19 protein-coding genes are annotated in these 17,956 nt (G+C 50.8%); 4 read left to right on the plus strand and 15 right to left on the minus strand.

The window, feature by feature from the left end; translation table 11 throughout:
* Window positions 1-67: 67 nt before the first annotated feature.
* Both AC5JO6_RS06270 and AC5JO6_RS06275 read right to left on the minus strand, forming a co-directional pair.
* Window positions 68-562, minus strand: a complete 495-nt coding sequence (locus AC5JO6_RS06270; protein ID WP_496080192.1) for an ATP-binding protein — start codon at window positions 560-562, stop codon at window positions 68-70.
* A gap of 33 nt (window positions 563-595) precedes the next feature.
* Window positions 596-2,203, minus strand: coding sequence for a sensor histidine kinase (locus AC5JO6_RS06275; protein WP_496080193.1), 1,608 nt, complete (start codon window positions 2,201-2,203; stop codon window positions 596-598).
* 73 nt (window positions 2,204-2,276) lie between these two features.
* Here AC5JO6_RS06275 and AC5JO6_RS06280 point away from each other — a divergent pair, with 73 nt between their 5' ends.
* On the plus strand, window positions 2,277-2,459 hold the full coding sequence (locus AC5JO6_RS06280) for a hypothetical protein (protein ID WP_496080194.1): 183 nt from the start codon (window positions 2,277-2,279) through the stop codon (window positions 2,457-2,459).
* A 9-nt stretch (window positions 2,460-2,468) separates the two neighbouring features.
* Here AC5JO6_RS06280 and AC5JO6_RS06285 read toward each other — a convergent pair whose 3' ends face one another.
* A complete protein-coding gene (locus AC5JO6_RS06285; RefSeq protein ID WP_496080195.1) occupies window positions 2,469-3,344 on the minus strand; it encodes a peptidoglycan-binding domain-containing protein in 876 nt (291 codons plus the stop codon).
* Between the two features lie 368 nt (window positions 3,345-3,712).
* On the opposite strand from AC5JO6_RS06285, the gene AC5JO6_RS06290 reads away from it, so the two are divergent.
* Window positions 3,713-4,753, plus strand: a complete 1,041-nt coding sequence (locus AC5JO6_RS06290) for an ADP-ribosylglycohydrolase family protein (protein ID WP_496080196.1) — start codon at window positions 3,713-3,715, stop codon at window positions 4,751-4,753.
* Window positions 4,754-4,905: 152 nt separating this feature from the next.
* Complete coding sequence (locus AC5JO6_RS06295; RefSeq protein WP_496080197.1) at window positions 4,906-7,467, plus strand: HD family phosphohydrolase; 2,562 nt, start codon at window positions 4,906-4,908, stop codon at window positions 7,465-7,467.
* 117 nt (window positions 7,468-7,584) lie between these two features.
* Here AC5JO6_RS06295 and AC5JO6_RS06300 read toward each other — a convergent pair whose 3' ends face one another.
* From AC5JO6_RS06300 to AC5JO6_RS06345, 10 genes are all read right to left on the minus strand, one after another.
* Window positions 7,585-8,406, minus strand: coding sequence for a hypothetical protein (locus AC5JO6_RS06300; protein ID WP_496080198.1), 822 nt, complete (start codon window positions 8,404-8,406; stop codon window positions 7,585-7,587).
* Window positions 8,407-8,435: 29 nt separating this feature from the next.
* Window positions 8,436-8,939 carry a hypothetical protein gene (locus tag AC5JO6_RS06305; RefSeq protein WP_496080199.1) on the minus strand — a complete coding sequence of 168 codons (504 nt, stop codon included), beginning with the start codon at window positions 8,937-8,939 and terminating at the stop codon, window positions 8,436-8,438.
* Between the two features lie 201 nt (window positions 8,940-9,140).
* Window positions 9,141-9,980 (minus strand): carbohydrate ABC transporter permease, encoded by an 840-nt coding sequence (locus AC5JO6_RS06310; RefSeq protein ID WP_496080200.1) that lies wholly within the window; start codon window positions 9,978-9,980, stop codon window positions 9,141-9,143.
* 8 nt (window positions 9,981-9,988) lie between these two features.
* The gene (locus AC5JO6_RS06315; RefSeq protein WP_496080201.1) at window positions 9,989-10,789 is read right to left on the minus strand and encodes a class I SAM-dependent methyltransferase; all 801 of its coding nucleotides are present in this window, start codon (window positions 10,787-10,789) and stop codon (window positions 9,989-9,991) included.
* 15 nt (window positions 10,790-10,804) lie between these two features.
* Window positions 10,805-10,957, minus strand: a complete 153-nt coding sequence (locus AC5JO6_RS06320) for a hypothetical protein (protein ID WP_496080202.1) — start codon at window positions 10,955-10,957, stop codon at window positions 10,805-10,807.
* Entirely contained in the window at window positions 10,954-11,178 is a 225-nt protein-coding gene (locus AC5JO6_RS06325; RefSeq protein WP_496080203.1) for a type II toxin-antitoxin system HicA family toxin, read from the minus strand. Before AC5JO6_RS06325 ends, AC5JO6_RS06320 begins: the two co-directional genes overlap by 4 nt.
* Before the next feature lie 3 nt (window positions 11,179-11,181).
* A complete protein-coding gene (locus AC5JO6_RS06330) occupies window positions 11,182-11,391 on the minus strand; it encodes a type II toxin-antitoxin system HicB family antitoxin (RefSeq protein ID WP_496080204.1) in 210 nt (69 codons plus the stop codon).
* Between the two features lie 139 nt (window positions 11,392-11,530).
* Entirely contained in the window at window positions 11,531-11,671 is a 141-nt protein-coding gene (locus AC5JO6_RS06335; protein WP_496080205.1) for a DUF6888 family protein, read from the minus strand.
* A gap of 150 nt (window positions 11,672-11,821) precedes the next feature.
* Window positions 11,822-12,526: an SRPBCC family protein gene (locus AC5JO6_RS06340; protein ID WP_496080206.1), complete on the minus strand. Its 705-nt coding sequence runs from the start codon at window positions 12,524-12,526 to the stop codon at window positions 11,822-11,824.
* Between the two features lie 63 nt (window positions 12,527-12,589).
* Window positions 12,590-13,609: an SDR family oxidoreductase gene (locus AC5JO6_RS06345; RefSeq protein ID WP_496080207.1), complete on the minus strand. Its 1,020-nt coding sequence runs from the start codon at window positions 13,607-13,609 to the stop codon at window positions 12,590-12,592.
* Window positions 13,610-14,109: 500 nt separating this feature from the next.
* On the opposite strand from AC5JO6_RS06345, the gene AC5JO6_RS06350 reads away from it, so the two are divergent.
* Window positions 14,110-15,243, plus strand: coding sequence for a glycosyltransferase (locus tag AC5JO6_RS06350; RefSeq protein WP_496080208.1), 1,134 nt, complete (start codon window positions 14,110-14,112; stop codon window positions 15,241-15,243).
* A 131-nt stretch (window positions 15,244-15,374) separates the two neighbouring features.
* On the opposite strand, the gene AC5JO6_RS06355 is transcribed toward AC5JO6_RS06350, so the two are convergent.
* Together AC5JO6_RS06355 and AC5JO6_RS06360 are read right to left on the minus strand one after the other, a co-directional pair.
* The gene (locus AC5JO6_RS06355; protein WP_496080209.1) at window positions 15,375-16,589 is read right to left on the minus strand and encodes a glycosyltransferase; all 1,215 of its coding nucleotides are present in this window, start codon (window positions 16,587-16,589) and stop codon (window positions 15,375-15,377) included.
* Window positions 16,590-16,706: 117 nt separating this feature from the next.
* Window positions 16,707-17,732: a glycosyltransferase family 9 protein gene (locus AC5JO6_RS06360; RefSeq protein WP_496080268.1), complete on the minus strand. Its 1,026-nt coding sequence runs from the start codon at window positions 17,730-17,732 to the stop codon at window positions 16,707-16,709.
* Window positions 17,733-17,956 lie beyond the last annotated feature (224 nt).

Raw genomic sequence — 17,956 nt, forward strand, 5'->3', positions numbered from 1 at the left:
CGCAGACATGGAACGGGAGTAGATCGCTCTTTTCCGACCTACAACAGTAATTGTGGGCTGCTTACGGCTAGAGTGATGGATCAGGGATAGTAAACCTGATGGTCGTGCCTTGCTCCTTGCCGGGGCTTTCTAGCCAAATTTGTCCGTTCATCAATTCCACCAGGCGCTTGCAAATGGTCAGCCCTAGACCCGTGCCACCGTAGCGGCGTTTGATCGAACCATCTGCCTGTACGAATGGTTCAAAGAGTAAGTCTTTATGCTCACGATCGATGCCAATGCCCGTATCGGCAACCGAAATTTCGATGACCTGCTGGGGTGACTGGTCGATCGTTTGAATGCATCGAAGGACACGCACACGCACGTCGCCAGAGTGAGTAAACTTAAAGGCGTTTGCCAGCAGATTCGTCAGAATTTGTCTCAGTTTGACCACATCTGCTCGGACGCAGCTCACCTGGCAATCAATCAAGAGGGGAATGCCCTTTTGACGGCTCTCTAGCTGGAAGAGATCCGCTTGTGTTTGCAAAAGTTTTTGCAGGTCAATCAGTTCCCACTGAACAGACATTCGCCCTGCCTCAATTTTGGCAATATCAAGAATTTAGTTGATGATATCAACTAAATTCTCCGCTGAATGATAAGCAACGTTGATATATTCTTGCAGTTCCTCTGGGTTGTCATACAAGCCCTGCTTCAGCAGCTCAAGATAGTTCAGCGTAGAGGCAAGCGGGGTTCTTAGTTCGTGGCTGGTGGAGGAGAGAAAGTCGGACTTGAGGCGGCTTGCTTCTTCAGCCGATGTGCGTGCCACGTTAAGCTCACGGTTCCGCATTTCGACCAGAATGCGCTGTTCGCGTTCGCAGCGGTAGAGTCGATTTTGCATGATCGCCATCGTCAGGTGTGTCCCCAGCGATCGCACCAGTTCAAGTTCGTTTGTCGTCCACTGCTGCACTTGTCCATGCTTGAGTTCTTGCCAAGCCGCAAATGACTCTCGCACGCGCTGATTCCGTTCATCCGGGTCAAACCGACCAGCCCAGAGAATATTCGTGTCAATTTCGTCGCGGAAGAGCGTCAGGCAACCCAGGGGTAGATCCCCGTAGCGCAAGGGCATCACCAGTAGGCTGCGAATGTGAGTGCTGCGAAAGCCCGATCGCACCTCTTCTAGCAGTGGTTCCTGGTACAAATCGGGCACTACTCTAGGGCTGCACCCAGCCGGGTTTTCTACGGTTAAATAGTTGAGGGCATCGTGCTCTAGATTTAGCTCTGCCCATTCATCCAGCAAGCCTTCTATCGATGGCGGAGGCAGTTCGACCGATGTAAATAGCTGCTGCCAGAAAGAAGCGGCTTCTAGCGGTTGGTCTTGACTGAGATCATCTGGTTGCTGACCTGTAGTGTAAATCTGCGTCATGGCATCGACTTCATTTGACGCTAGATAAAGACGACCCGCAGCACACCCAGTTACCTTAACAACCTGTTCCAGGACAAGCTGTAGTACCTCGTAGATGGGCATCGGTGAGTGTAACAGCGTTGAAATCTGATTGATGATGGCTTCCCGATCGGCTTTCGCACGGGTATTGGTGAGCAGTTGGGATTGAGCGATCGCGATCGACACATGATCCGCCACCATCTGCACTGTCTTTAGACGCTTTTCGGAGAATTGCTTGGGTGTAGCGTGATGAGAGACGAGCAGCCCCCACAAATCTTGACGGTGAAAAATCGGGATGACGAGCGAGGACTGTACCCCCATCGCTGTCAGATACTTTATGTGGCAGGGATCAACCGGACGGCGTAATACCGCTTCGATCGGCAACGTTTGCACGTCCTCTAGGGTCAATGCTCCCGGCGTTTGGGGATGCTCTAACCGACTGAGGGTAACGCTTTGCGATGGCACGTCAACAATGCAACGCTGCCGCGCTTTAATGAACAGTTCTCTGGAAGCAGCAGGAATATCAGTCGCTGGAAAGTATAATCCCATCAAGGACGGCAAGCGTGTCAGATCGGTTGCTTCTGCAATGACCACTCCCGTACCATCGGGTTGGAAGCGGTAAATCTTGACGCGATCGGTGCCCAAAAACGACTGGATCTCCGCTACCGTGGCAGAGAGAATCTCTTGCAGCTCGAGAGACTGCCGAATCCGGTTAGTCATCCGGTGCAGCAGGTTTCCCTGAGTTAAACTTTGCTCTGCCAGTTTCGATCGCGGTCGCTTAGCCATAAACCCTTTCATGTGTACAGTCACTTTTTAACTGCCTTTCTCTAACTGCCTTTTTAAGGGCTAATGCGAAAAAATGGTTGCAAGCTGCCGCCTGCAACGATCGAGCAGACAGACCGTGAAACTGCAAAGCCTCTGGGTACAATCCGCAGATCTTCTGACAACGGCTGAGACAATTCCGTGCAACAACGGACGATTTGCGATCGCCACACTTAGTTTATGGATAGACAAGACCTTGCAGCGACGCGAAATTTACTGAAATTCAGTACTATCTCAGTAGAGCGCCCCATGTTCCCGCACCAACCACCCCATCCGGCTCAAGCTTAAAGCGTCGTTGTGCAGCCTTCACAGCCGTCAACGTTTCGGCACCAAACGTGCCATCGGCTGCACCTTTTAAGATACCGAGCGATTGTAGCCGTTCTTGCAGCACCAGCACAGCCGATCCCTTCATACCCTGCTTTAAGATCGGCAGCGCTACCGATGCAGTGGTTGGTGTATTCACTGCTGCCGGACGGGCTTCTTTGGCTGGTTTAGCCCGTGTTGGAGCCACTTTAGTCGAAGCAGGTTTCACAGCGGGGCGAGGGCTGGCAGCAGGCACATTGCTTGAGGGTGCTGGGCTTGCCCCCGTAGGAATCGGGAATGATGCTGAGCCGCTGCCGACTGAAGGTGATACGGGGCTGCTCGTGGTTGGAGTGGGGGTTGGAGTTGCCGCTATCGGGGCTGGGCTAGGCATCTCTGCGATCGCTGGAAAAAGACGATTCCAGGTTGCTGGACCTGTAACACCGTCTGCACTCAAGCCAGCCGCTTGCTGAAACTGGGAAACAGCCGAAACAGTGCTCTGACCATAGACCCCATCGACTCTGCCCCCGTAGTATCCCAATAGTTTAAGGGTTGCTTGCAGCTCAGTCACCTCAGATCCTCGACTACCCGGTTTTAGCGTCGGACGCATGAGTGCATCAGTGGGAGTGGCTCCGATTGACTCGGTGGCTGCGGCACCAGTTGTCTGGCTAAAAGCACTCGCTGTCGTAGCGTAAACGAGGGCGGTATAGCCTAAGCTGATTGCCGACAAACTGAAGGCTGTGCGGCGAAGCAGCCAAAAAATTAACGTCGGAGGCTTAGATGAGTCTGCCCGCGTGTTACCCATTGCTGGAATCCTTCTAGAAAGAATTGAACGATGATTCAAAACGCCGATCGGTGAGAATATTTTTTGACAAACAGGCGGTTGAGGGGGTGAAGATGCTCATCAGAGCGGTTTCCATCCAGTAAATTTACCCTAGAGATACTATAGATGAGTCAGGATCAAATACAACCAGAGAGTTTCTTAAATCACCTCTGAAGCATGTGCGAGAACGATCGAAGCGGATCGTCATACCATACAGACAAGAACAGACAAGAGCCATGAAGGTGGGATGAGTTGTGATATCTGTTTTACAGCAACGATCGCACGATGTGCCGTTTCTACCATAACCATGTCCACGTTGAGCAAGACGTAGTAGGAGTAATCGACGATCGATGCGCCATTCACTATTGAGCCGCTTTCAAGGAACACTGCTGGTAGCGGCGTTGGGTGATGAGTTGGGGACTTACAGTCGGTTAGGACAACCTTCAACACCGGACGGCACCACTGGATTAAGGCAAGATCTGTCAGCCCTGGCTCCGGCTAATCTCACCAGTTGGCATCCTGGGAGTGCCTCTGGACGCAGCATTTCTTCTACGTCTTCAGCCCCTTGGGGTAGTGCCGCAGTTCGTTGTGCTCGTGCGCTCGTTCAAGCTGGTAGCTGGCACGAGCTGGAAATGGCGGCGATCGGCGTTCGCCTTGCGGCTGATCGGTTGGCGGTTGGTGCAGCATTGGGCAAACCGCGCGCTTCCTTGAAGGCGGCGGAAGGAGCACTGGCTACACTCCCCATCGCCTTATTCTTTTATGATAGTGAAATCAGACAACAGCAGCTATTGGTACAAACAGTTCAGCTCTGGCAAGCTCCGCCCGATGGTGAAGCTGGGCTGCTGGCGATCGGCTATGCGATCGCGCAGGTACTGAAAGAGCGCCTGGAACGCCTGACCCTGTTGCCCCAAATCCTTGCTTACCTCAAACAGAGTACTGCCAAGCCAACCGCTTCCCTGCTAAATTTGACGAAGACGTTGGAGCAGGTTCAGACTCTTCTCCAACATGGTGCCGGACTTTACGCCGCGATCGAACAGCTACGAGCTGTAACCACTCAATCGGAGAGCAGGGCGATCGCGATCGCCTTCTACTGTTTCCTGAGTACGCCAGACGATCTGCGTCTATCACTGTTGCGGGCGGCGCGTAGCGGTGAGGTTGCGCCAGCGGCATGTGCCTTGACGGGTGCCTTGAGCGGTGCTCATAACAGCCTCAACGGACTGCCATTGTCATGGCGGATAAATAGCTCAATCCCTTTGCTATGGGGGCTTTCTAGCGAAGAGATGAATCAGCTGGCAGCCCGTCTGTTTGCCGTTTGGTCAGGTGTTTACGCTTCAGGAACCGTAACCAACGCATCTGCGATCGCCGCTCCTGGGGTGATTCGTCCTCGTTAAAGTGCTGATCAACGTCTATAAAGGTGTGTGGTGAGGCTCCGCTGCAAAGGTAAAACGGGTTTCTATAATGGAAGGGCTATGTCGATCGTTCTCGCTCCGTCTCGTTATCCCATTCAAAGTCGCTGCCACGGGTGGGGCGACCGCGTGTCACTATGAAATTGCTTCATCGCCTGACGCAACCGTTGGAAGCACCGAGCTTCAATCGCGGCAGGCAACTGTGGACAAAGTGGGAAGCGCTGTTGCGTCAGAGCTTGAACGAACATACTCTTCTGCACCAGCTTTTGCCCTCAGCGCGATCGAGTCAATCAACTCAACCGCTGCCAGTGAGTTCAAACGGCTCCTCTGGGCAACTGAATGGACAACCTGTGTCCAAGCTGAGAGTTGCTCCAGGCAGTGCGTCTCGTTCTTATTTGCTCGTTGCCGTTACCGTTGTCTCTCTGACCAGTGTGATCGGGCATCGCTTCTACAACGCGCCAAAGTTGGATGTGGGTAAGGCTACGCCACAGACCATCGTTGCACCCGCCACCGTTACGGTTGAAGATACTAAAGCCACAGAGGAAAAACGCAAGGTCGCTCGAAAAGAGGCAACCTCGGTACTCATGCTGGATCAGTTAATGAACCAGCGCATTGAGCAAACAATTCAGCAGCAGTTAAACCAGGGCAATGAACTGAGGCACCTGGCAGGTGCCTTTCCGTTTGCCAAAACGGCTACGTTGTCTCTTCCTATACAAACGTACTTGCGAAAAGCCTCTGCACAAGATTGGAATCAGGTTGCTACGGCTGTAAACCGGGTGCCAACCCGTCTTGATACAGCAACCGCTCGACGCGAACCCCAAACAGCAGCTTTGGATGCAACCCAGCAAAAAGTGTTTGCCGAACTGCGATCGTACCGTCGGACGGTTGGCGCAACTGACTACAACGCTTTAACGGACGCAATTACGGAAGCGCGATCGCGCTACGTCGCTGCGCTCAAGTCACTATCTCAAACACCCACTCCGGGAACATCGACTCCAGGGAGCAAACCCAGTTACGATGCATCACTGCTTGACTTGACCGATCCAGAATGGCGGCAAACGCAAACGCGTATTCTCCAGGCAGCCGATCGCATTCTGGCGCAAGGCATTCCCTTAGAGTTGCCACAGTCCATTCTGAATGAGGCAGTCAGACTACAGGTGAAGGATTGGGTACCCACAGGCGCAGAGCCGATCGCGACAAATATTTTGCTGGCATCGCTCCAGCCTAACCTGACACGCGATGAGACCCAAACTCGACTGAGCGCCGAACGAGCAGCACAAGACGTGAAGCCAGAAATGGTATCGATTCGTCAAGGTGAGGTTATTGTGCATTCTGGCGAGATCATCAGCACGGCTGACTTCGCCCTGCTAGATAAGTTCAAGCTGAGCCGTCGTGGCGTGGATTGGTACGGGTTAATGGGCTTCGGCGTAGTGGTGGGTGGCGCTGTCGGGATCTATTGGCTTGTAGAGCGTCGATTTCATCCGGGAATGCGTTGCCGCGATCGCATTCTGATTGTGCTGCTGACCTTCAGTACACCGCTGCTGCTGGCGCTGCATGTCCCCTCAACAAATTTGCCAGCCATCGGTCTTTTAGTAGGTAGCTTCTATGGCTCTCCGCTAGGTATTGCAGCTACGGTTTTGTTAGCGCTCTGTTTGCCCATTGGCGCGGTACTGCCGTGGAGCCATCTGCTTTCGAGTGCGGTAGGCGGCATCTTGTGCGGCTATATGGCAGGACGGCTGCGATCGCGCGAAGAGCTGGCATTGCTGGGAACCGCCGTGGGTGTCCTTCAAGGGGTGCTTTACCTGCTATTGAACGTGGTTTCGGGCGCGGGCTTTTACACCCTCCTTGGCTCAACGGTCATTCATGGGCTAATCGGGCTTGCCTGGAGTATTGTGGCGATCGGGGTCAGCCCCTATCTGGAGCAACTATTTGACCTTGTGACGACCATTCGTTTGGTGGAACTGGCAAACCCCAACCGTCCTTTACTCAAGCAACTAGCCGCCAAAACCCCCGGCACCTTCCAGCACACGCTGTTTGTCGCCACGTTAGCAGAGGCAGCGGCGCGGGTGTTGGGCTGCAACGTCGAACTGGTCAGGGCTGGCACCCTTTATCACGACATTGGCAAAATGCACGATCCCCTGGGCTTTATTGAGAATCAGATGGGTGGACCCAACAAGCACGACCTGATCGATCACCCCTGGAAAAGCGCTGCCATCATCAAAAAACATGTTACCGAAGGCATCGTGATGGCGCGAAAGTACCGTCTGCCCAAAGCCGTGCAGTCATTTATTCCTGAGCATCAAGGCACGATGATGATCGCCTACTTCTACCATCAGGCGCAGCAACAGGTGCAGGAAGCTCTGGCAAACAGCAAGCCCATGCCGCCAATCAAGGATTTAGACTTTCAGTACGATGGACCCGCACCCCAATCGCGTGAGACTGGCATTGTGATGCTGGCTGATTCCTGCGAGGCGGCACTGCGATCGCTCAAAGATGCCACGCCCAAAGAAGCTCTGTCGATGATCAATAAAATCCTTCGCGCCCGCTGGCAAGAAAAACAACTGATTGATTCCGGTCTCACCCGCGATGATATGTCTAAAATCGCCACCGTTTTTGTCGAGGTCTGGCAGCAATCGAATCATCAACGCATTGCCTACCCATCGAAGCCAATTAGCATTCAGCCGTCAGTCAGCAAGTAGTTCGGTGCTGTTTAGTGAATCATGCTTTAAACCTGCTCAAAACAGCATTAGTACCGATGCTTGGTTCTAGACAAGTTGTACCCTTGGTTAACGAGATCTTTCATTAGAGCTATCGTATTAGCGCCTAATTGCTGCTCTACATGCTTTACAACTGCCTGTCCCAAACTTGCTTCTGCAATTATTGCACCATGCGTTGCTGGTCTTAGTTATATGCTTTTCTCTTGCGTTACCTTGTGAGGCTGGAGACCAAAACCACCAGCTAAATTGACACTTTGGACAGTTAAGGGTCAATGCTCCTAAAGCGATCGGTACATGAAGCTTTTGAGAGCAGTGTGGGCAGGCAGTAATAATCTTCTCCTGCTGGGTTGGTTGCTCCCTCAAAATTGGTTGCTCATCCCACAGGAGTTGTCCTACCAGCTCGTACGCCTCGCTCAAAGGAATTTGCCCATTTTCCACAGCTTGAATTAATTGTTGAGCATCTTCGACACTTATTAAATCAAGCCTAAGCGGTTCTTTTAAAAATACGTAAAAGTCCGTAATGTCATGCTGCTTGACCTCAGAGCGCCTCTCTCTTGCCTGGAGATCTTTCAGCTTGTCCCAGTATTCTTTCGATAGTTGATCACGTTTACCTTCCTGAAAACCGCCATCTTTAACGAATCTCGATATGCCATAAAAGGCGGCTCCACCAGCTACAGCAGCACCAGCTACAAGCGCAACGGGAGCAGCAGCCACAGTCAAAGTGAAACCTGTTAAAGCTGTAATGATTGGGATAGAAGCTGTTGTTGCTCCAAAGATTGCAGCAGCAGCACCAGTACCAACAGCACCTAATGCAGTAATTCCAACACTAGCAAGAATTCCAACTTTATCATCTGGATTTTGTTCTAACCGCTCGATAGCTTTGAGAAGCTGTTCCTTTGTGAAATTTTGAGTGTTCGACATTTTGGGTTTTAGAGATTTAGAAATAAAAGTTAAGCAGTGGTGGTATTGGGAAACACAGTACTGAACACATCTTTAAGAAGTGCAAAGAAGTGTTGGGCAATTTCAACAATATCTTCACCCACACCTTGAAACTGTTTATCAAGTCTGTGTCCAATGACTGCGCCAACTGCTGTAATGGTTATGCCTAATATTGCTGCTATTGGTGCTAGAAGTTGACCTAGAAACGGTATTGAGGTTATTAAACCTGCAATGGCACCACCAATTACTGCCCCGATTCCAGCGCCTGCAACTAGAAAAGGATGCGCTTTCACAAACTCGATAACTTTGAGGAGTACAATCTTCCCGACCGAAAAAACTTTGCCTGCTACTTTCTTGGTGTAGGTCAGAATTTGGTGCAATCGACTGACAACTTCTTCGGGAAGATCGAGTTCTTGCAGCTTTATATAAAGTTCGCTACTACTTAACGATTCAGCCTCGGCATTCCAAAGTGCTAATTTCAGATTTGCTTGCGGTGTTGATAGGTTCTGTTTCATTTCTAAAGTTCAAAACTCAAACTGCTTTGAACTTTAGATTAACCTTCACTACAAACATTTGAGATTGGTGATTGCACGACGAATATTTTGCTGTATACCATCGGGATAAGTGGATCTACAGTTGAGTTCCGTTTCTCTGCTCAAGCTAATTTAGGATATTTGTCATCAGGACTGTTTTAAAGCGAAGTGAGTCGCCCAAAGCTATCCTTTTACCCCACTCCCAGATTCGGTGGGGACGATGTAGTGTTGCATGGCAATGAAGAAGAGCAAAATGGGCGCGATCGAAATCACAGAACCTGCTGCAATCAAGCGCCAGTCGAGCGAAAAGGTGCCTGCCAGCGTTGCGACACCGAGCGGGAGAGTGTAGTATTCGGGGCGATCGAGCACAATCAGGGGCCACAGAAAATCGCTCCAGGAGCCAATGAACACAAAGATTGCCAGCGTCACCAGCGCGGGACGAATCGCGGGGATCATCACGTACCACCAGATGCCCAGTTCCGAGCAGCCATCCATCCGTCCTGCTTCTTCTAATTCTTTGGGTACGCCTTGAAATGCTTGTCGTAATAAGAAGATGCCAAACGCAGAGGCGATCGCCGGAAAAATTACGCCCAGATAACTATTCCGCAACCCCAACTGCACTGCCAGCACGTACAGCGGAATCATCACAATCTGAAACGGAATCATAATCGTGGCAACGATCAGCGTAAAAAAGACTTCTCGCCCTCGAAAGTTGAGCCGTGCCAGCGGATAGGCTGCCAGCGCACAAAGCAGCAAATTCAACCCAACCGTCAAGACTGCTACGATCGTACTGTTCAACAAATAGCGCCCAAACGGGTTCGCTTTCCAGACCGTGACAAAATTCTGAAAGGTCGGCTGGGTGGGAAATAGCTGTGGCGGAAACTGGAAAATATCCTCTGTGGGAGATTTCAGCGAGGTACTGATCAACCACACCAATGGAATGAGCATGGCGATCGCGATCGCGCCCAACATCCCATAAATCCAAACGTGTTGCCAGAATCGCGATCGCTGCCGTTGAGTCATAGTGCTGTTTATTTTGTTGCCACAACTGCCAGATTCCAGGCAAACCGTTTTGTCAATGGTAAGGCTTTCAGCGCCCGATCGAGCGTTTCTAACCGCTTATAGTCAGGCTCTAACCGCTCGTGTTCCAGAATAATCTTTTTCCAGTAGCGTTCCTCGTTTGGGTTCACCTTTTCGATCAGGTAAAAGCGCAGGAAAATCCAGAGGGTCGCCAGCCAGAAGGTATCGTAATGAGTTTCGGCAAAGCGCGATCGCACAAAATTAGTGATATTGATATCTAACGGCGTTTCGTCTTCTGTCCGTACTTTTGTCGCAATGCGACGATAGACGTTGATTACGGGATTATGCTTCAGTGGATCCCAAAAACAGGCTTTGCCTCCCGGCTTTAAGACCCGATACATTTCCTGAATCGCAAGACAGGGATCGGGAATATGATGCAGCAGGTTTGAGGCATACACAATGTCGAAGGTGTTGTCGGGGAAGTCGATCGCCATTGCATTCACCACTTTCCCCTCAACCTCAACCTGATTCGTCGCTGCCAGTTTGAGCGCCACATCCACCATGCCCGGTGAATAGTCAGCCGCCACGCAGCGTGCCCCTTTGGTTGCAAAATACACGCTGTTTTCACCAGCACCACAGCCCAAATCTAGCAGATACTTGCCGCGCAGATCACCCAACTGCTTGAGAATAAAGCGATTTTCCGGTGCGGTACACGCCTCAAAATAGTCGGCAACGCGAATACCGTCTACGTCGATGACCGCTGCCCACTGGTCATGAAATTGCTGCTCTTTCTGAAGAATGTCGTCTTGCATTATGGTCGATCGTGGCTAAACCGTTGCCTCACCATTGTCGCCTGCTGCTTGCCTTTGTCGCAAAATAGCGGCTTGAATTTTGGCATCAAAGTCATGATCGTCTACGGCTGTAATGATGTTGCATGGACGATCGCCCAACCGATCCAGACATGACCCAAGCGTTTTCAACGAGCTTCCAGCAGCTCCTCGACTGTCAAATTAATATTGCTGGCAATCTGCCGCAACAAACTGGGAGAAATGTCGCGCCCTTTGTGGAATGGCACTGTGGTTGCTCGACCATCCTCGTGACGAAACTGCTTAGGTGATCCTTTTTGGCGCACTTCTACAAAGCCAAGGTTTTCTAGAATCCGAACTGCTGCTTGAGGCTTCAAAACAGGAATGCTGCCCATTGTCTACCCAACGACGATTTGTTGAGTGCCAACAAACGTTGTATCAAATCTGACTTGCTCATCTTCCAGAAGCGTCTCAATGACTTCCTGTAAGTTCTCGTGCAACTCATCCAATGTCTCACCCTGAGAATGGGCACCAGGAAAGCCAGGAACATAGCCAACATACAGATTTGTCTCAGAATCTTGCTCAACGATCGCTGTAAACGTTCTCATACTTGTTCCCCAATCAGCACCTCAATTCTAACTAGATATTGAAACCCTCACTAGTAGCGTTTGTTTTTATAGTATGTCTCTTTCCAATCATTGCCAAAATGCCTGACAATCTCAAATGTAATGTGGCGAGAGCAATGTTCTAATAACCATTGCCATCTTTTTTGACGATCAATGCAATCTCGTCAGCCATGACAGACTGGATGTAAATTGTTTTAAGTGTCTGATCGTAACGAAAAACCTGAATCGGCTGGTACAGATTGGATAATAAGCTGTTCATCATTCAAACTGGGTATTTAAGAGGCTGAAACTCTTTACTGGCTTCGATCGCTTTGAAAAAACTTAAATGCATAACAGCTTAGTAAGTGCCAAAACCTTCAAGCTGATTAAAACAGCGCTTGAACTAAGTTCTCTGTTCATCTTGACGCTAATTCTAACTTCTACCTGAGGATTGACCTTCAGTGGTAGCGATTTCACCCGTCTCCATCAATTGCTTAAAACGGCTCAGCTCGTCACCAATCTGTTGTTCTGGTGCTTCGCCAAAAAGCTTAGCAAAAGCAACCCCAACAGCACCACCGGGTGGATTGTATTCAGTCACGACTTTTACTTCTGTACCACGATCGGCAGGAGCAGGTTTGAAGCGGACGAAACCAGAATGATCGACATCAGCACCTTCAACCGATGCCCATGCAATAAGCTCATTCGGTCGATCGTCGAGAATATCCGCATCCCACTCAATGCTTTGCCCCAAAGGTGCTTTAGCCACCCAGTGCGATCGACGCCGATCAATCACAGTAATGGATTGAATGTGCTTCATAAAGCTAGGCAATTGCTCAAAGTTGCGCCAATAGTTGTAAAGTTCTTCGGCTGATCGATTAATGGTGACTGTTTTTTCCACCCGAAGCGTTTTGTTGATCCCAACGGCTTCAATGACTGCATCCGGTAAGCTTTTTTGACCTTGAACACCGTGATAGGCAAGACTACCGCCTGCTACTGCTGTCAAAATACCGCGCAGCGAACCTTGCTGTAAGCCAAACAGCACCATTGCACCACCACCAATCACCGATGCCCAGCGTTCGATATCACTAGGAGCATTGTCTGATTCTTGCGAATTTTGTGGTGTGATTGTTTCTTCCATGTTTTGCATTCTCCCGTGAGCGTTTCACTTAATTCAGCATCAACTGCCTGTTTTGATCAAGTCTCAACCATCTTTACCAAACGCCTGTGTAGCCAATAGAGCTAGAAAAGCTGCACCTAAAGCCGTTCCAGCCGCTCCCCAGCCGATAGCAGGGTTGCGATCGAGCCAATCGGTTAGGCTAGGAATTTCAAGGTGACCAAAATCGCCTTCAACGCGATCGTTTTCTGACACTGGTTCGTAAAGGTTATTGGGTGCATCTGCCGACTTCAGTTCATCAGTTCGTTGACCCTGGAAGCCAGCTAATACCAGCAAAGCATCAACTAATGAGGGCGATAGGCGCTGCAATACATCCAGTACTTTACCAACATCGCCAACAATAAAGTCGCGTGTTGGATGTTCTGCGGTGTAGAGGACAGCATCAGCAACGAGGCTCGGTGCGTAGTAGGGTGGTATGCCAGTTGGTTTCACACCTAGTTTGGTCAATACATTGTTGTAAAAGGGCGTGTTGATTACCGCTGGCTTAATGCTAGTAACGCTAACGTCACTACCTTCATGCTTCAACTCAACCCGTAACGATTCTAGAAAGCCTTCTACACCATGCTTGGCTGAGGAATAAGAACTTTGTAAGGGCAATGCTCGTCTCCCTTCCATTGAGGAGATGTGGAGCAGCGCGCCACGCCCTTCACGCTTCAGGTGCGGCAATGCCACCATTGCTCCATACACTTGCCCCATCAAAGTGACATCAATCACGCGACGAAACTCATCGGGTGTAACCTGTTCAAACGGGGCAATGACAGCAGTGGCAGACGAATGAACCCACGTGTCTAAGCGACCGTAAGTGGCGATCGTCTTGTCTGCAATGGCTTTCACTTGCTCAAACACTGAGACATCAGCTACGATCTCTGTCGCTTTACCACCAAACTGATGAATCTCATCCACCAAAGACTGAAGTCCTGCCTCGCCGCGAGCCGCGACTACAACACTTGCGCCACGTCTTGCAAAACGAAGAGCTGCTTCACGTCCAATGCCACTTGATGCGCCAACGATCGCGACGACCTGCTGCTCTATCGGCTTTAACTGCATTTTGCTCCTTAAAACGGTTTTCAACTGGTTAACGCAATGTCCGTAGTGGACATATACTTTGCGGGCGGTTTAGAGCAATGGCATCCAACGCTCAAAGTAATTAGTAGCGTTCATTTTAAGCTTGTGCACTAAATCTACTGATAAACAGGTTTGCCTCCGTCTGTCAGAAGACAGAGCCTGAGCAAGCATAAGAGCCAAGATAAATCTGACTGTATCAAATGTAATTCCAGCAAATTGACGCTGACAAAGCTGGTTGACACGGTTGAAGGAATACGTAAGTGTAATTTAACCAGGTGCAAGAGCTTGCTAAAAAATAACTACACACTTTTGGATCAGCGGTCAGCGATCAGCTTTTCGCTGACGGCTGACAGCTACAGACCATGCTGTTATTTCTGTACAACTCCTAAGCAGTCACTGTAGAGAGATAGCAAAAGCCTATGAACGTTCTTCGGGTTGGGTCAACTCTCTAGCAAAGCAGCGCTGTAGTGATGAAAACGCGTATGGCATCCCTTGAATCAGATGAGTGCTCATTACGAGCGATCGTTTATACTGACGCGATGGGAATTGGTGGAGCAGAGATTAGTCTAGGACATCTAGTTGCCCATATATCACCAGACATTACGCTTACTGTAGTGGGGGTTTCGCAGATCGTTGTAGAGACGATCGCAGCCAAGCGTCCTCAGTCAACGCATGTGGTTTTACCTGCCAAAGGAGTGCAGGCGATCGCAGCTCACATCGCAACGTTGCATCAATTGCGTCCAGATCTTATACATTTCAACCTATGTACACCCTGGGCTTGTGCGATTGGGCTAACAGCAGCATTAACTCTACCAACAGTGCGTATTGTTCGTGTGGATCAATTGCCCCTGCGAACGACTGACGCGATCGAGCTGTGGCGTACGCGAGCATTGTCTCTACGTGTGGATGCTCATGTAGCGGTGGGTGACGCATCAGCAAGACGGATGGAGGACTTTTATGCCCTGGGTCGAAACACCATTCTATCGGTACCAAACGGTGTACCTGATAGAGAAATGGGCGCGGTAGAATCACCGCTGCGTAAGGATGACAGGCTTGTTGTTGGCAGCGTGGGACGGCTAGATGCAATGAAAGCACATGATATTTTACTACGAGCGATCGCGCAGGTGGATGATGTTGATGTCGTGATTCTGGGTGAAGGTGAGCAACGCGCGACATTGGAACAACTGGCGATGGAACTTGGCATTCGCGATCGCGTTACATTGCCGGGATGGGTCGATGAGCCACGCGCTTACTTACCCAACTTTGATGTGTTCGTTTTGCCATCGCGCTCTGAGGGCTTTCCATTGGCGATTGTAGAAGCCATGTTGGCAGCCCGTCCAGTAGTGGCGACGAAGGTTGGCAGCATCGCAGAAGCCGTTATTCACGGTGAGACGGGGTTTCTCATTGAGAAAGATGATGTGATGGGTCTCGTCTCAGCGTTGCGTTGCCTGAAAGCGGATGCCACACTGCGCGATCGCCTCGGTCAATGTGGACGAGAAGTCGCGATCGCGCGGTTCACGGCTCCACAAATGGCAAAGCGATACGAACAAATCTGGCGAGATGTCCTGGCAATGCCGCGATCGTCCCGCTTTCGTGTGCCGCGTCCACGTGATTAATAGAACACCACAAAAGATAGTGTTAAAAAACTGCTGGCAGTTTCCACAGAGGGTTCTTGCCAGCAGTGCTTTGTCTAGAGCCACTGCTGCATCAGCATTTCAACACATATTCTCATCCAACTCGCATCCTACTAATGCAGAACAGATTGATAGAGCTGCAAATGTGTTTTTGCGATCGCGTCCCATGTCAGGTTTTGGACAACGGTGTAACCAGCCATGCTGAGCTGATGGCGTTTGGCGCGATCGTTCAATAGCTCAACGAGCGCGATCGCTAAACCAGTGGGATCACGAGGAGAGATGAATGTTAGGCAATGATCAAGTTCACGATCGGGTGATTCAGGACGTGTAGCAACGACAGGCAAACCGTGTGCCAGGAGGGTCAGAAGGGAACCACTTTTTAGTGTCACGCCATGATGGAATGGCAGCACACCGAGATCAGCACCTGCCAGATAGCGTGAGGCAGCTTCAGCAGAGATATAGCCCGTGAAATGGACATTTCCATCTAACCCTAATGTGGTGACCAACGTATGTAGTTTGTGCCAATAGGTTGCGGCTTGCTCACCCACCAACGCCAGACTTTCGACTCCACCGATGAGGAGTAGACGCACGTGTGGTTTGGTTGCAATAATCTGCTTGAAGGCGACTAACAGTGTTTCTAGCCCTTTCACGGGATGTAGAAAACCAAAGAAGGCAATAATCTCGGTTTCATTTGACCAATTACAGGTTTGACGCAACGTTTGACGAGCCGTAGTTTGATCAATGGGAGTGACTTCAATATTAGGGGCGATCGCAAGGCGATGGATACGATCGTCAAACGCGGGCAGCCGTTCTCGCAGCACCGTTTCAGCATCAGTGTTGGTTGTGAGGATGGCATCGCTACAGGTGAGCAGAAAGCCATCCTCACGATCCCACCAGGTATGCTGTTGTCCCCATTGTTTTAGCCATTCCAACAGAGATGCGGATAGCCATTGAGGTCTCCATTCCCACCAGCCGTATTCGTGGACTGTTGTGACGATCGGTTTGCGCCATCCCGTTGCTCTCAGCAGCAATGGTAGGAGAAAAATGGCACGTTCAAATCCATAGGTGCCAGCCGCGTGCTGAATGTGCAGAATGTCTGTGGGTCTAGTGTGGAGCGATCGCACCAATGCCCCTAACTCACTGACCTGCCAATCGTGCACAGCACCAATAACATCTGGTGCGTTCAATGTTTTGGCAGCAGCATGAGTGGTCAGAACAGTTGATGGAATGCCTAGAAGATCAAGGTTTGTGCGGAGGCGATCGGTGTAGTGAGCCACTCCACAGCGTGTCGGTTGGTAGGTGCCTGCAATGAGAGTAACCTGAATCATGGCTTTATGAGATCTGCAACTAATTTACCCTCATCCCCACCCTTCTCCCCAAGGAGAAGGGCTTTCGGAAGTCTCCTGTGGGAGAGGGCTAGGGAGAGGGCGCGACACGTTCATATTTCATTCAGCCATGCCCAACAGCGTTAATCCAGTCGCTACAACGGTCTCTGGTGGAATATCTAAACACTCCAGGTTGTAGGGGCAGGTGAACGCATAGCAGGGGCTACAGACTGTCGGCTGGCGCAGCAGTTTGGCGTTAGTAGAGCGCGGTTGCCATTGCGATTCGTATTCGGTGCCTGCAAAGAGGATTACGCTAGGGGTACGGGTGGCATCGGCAAGATGCATGGTAGATGTGTTGTTGCTTAACATCAGTCGGGCATTGGCGATGAGTGCTGCTAACTCGCTGAGATCGGTATCACCAATTAAATTAATGGCATGAGTGCCTAAACGATCGAGTAGCGGCGCACTGTGAGGACGATCGCTTGCCATTCCAGTGACAACCACGCGATCGCCCGTGCGTTCAGCTAACTGGTGAGCCGCGATCGCAAACCGATCAACGGCATAGTTGCGCGACTGACAGCTTGTCCAGGGGTTTAGCAATAGGTATGGCTCACCCGGTTCTAGCCCATGCTCCTGTAGTTTGACGATGGCACGTTGTTGAGCCGCTTCGGGGATGTGAAGGCAAAGACTGCGATCGCGCACTGGAAACCCGACGGCTTCAATTAAGCGTAAGTTACGCTCTACTTGATGAATGGTATCGGGAGCCGCTTTGACTTCCGTGCTTAAGACGGCACCACCCCATTCTTTTGACTCGCCCAAGCGCAGGGGAATGCCTGCCAGGTAACACATGAAAGCGGCTGGATGGGGCGTTTGGCTGAAGCTGGTGAAAATAATAGCAGCATCAAACTGACGATCGCGCAGTGTAGCGATTAATGCCCCTTCGCGATCGGGATCAAAGGGAAGCTTGCCTAAATCTTGCCACAGAGCACGACAGGTCAGCACGTCATCGAGCCACGGAAGCAATGCTGCCGCCTTGGTACCACCCGGACTCGCCATTAGCGTCAGACGTGCTTCTGGCAGAGCGTCTTTGATGGCATGCAACGCGGGACTAATCATCAACACGTCGCCAATATTGTCTAACCGCATGACGAGAATGTTTCGTGCGCCTGACCATTGGTGCCAGAGAGCGGAATCTACAGTGAGTGAGGGGGGAGGGGGGAGTTCTGAGCTGGGTGGGTGGAGTTCTGAGCTGGGTGGTTGGAGTTCTGAGCTTGGTGTTCCGAGTTCTGAGCTGGGTGGTTGGAGTTCTGAGCTGGGTGTTCCGAGTTCTGAGCTGGGTGGTTGGAGTTCTGAGCTGGGTGTTCCGAGTT

Source organism: Tildeniella sp. (assembly GCF_059505325.1).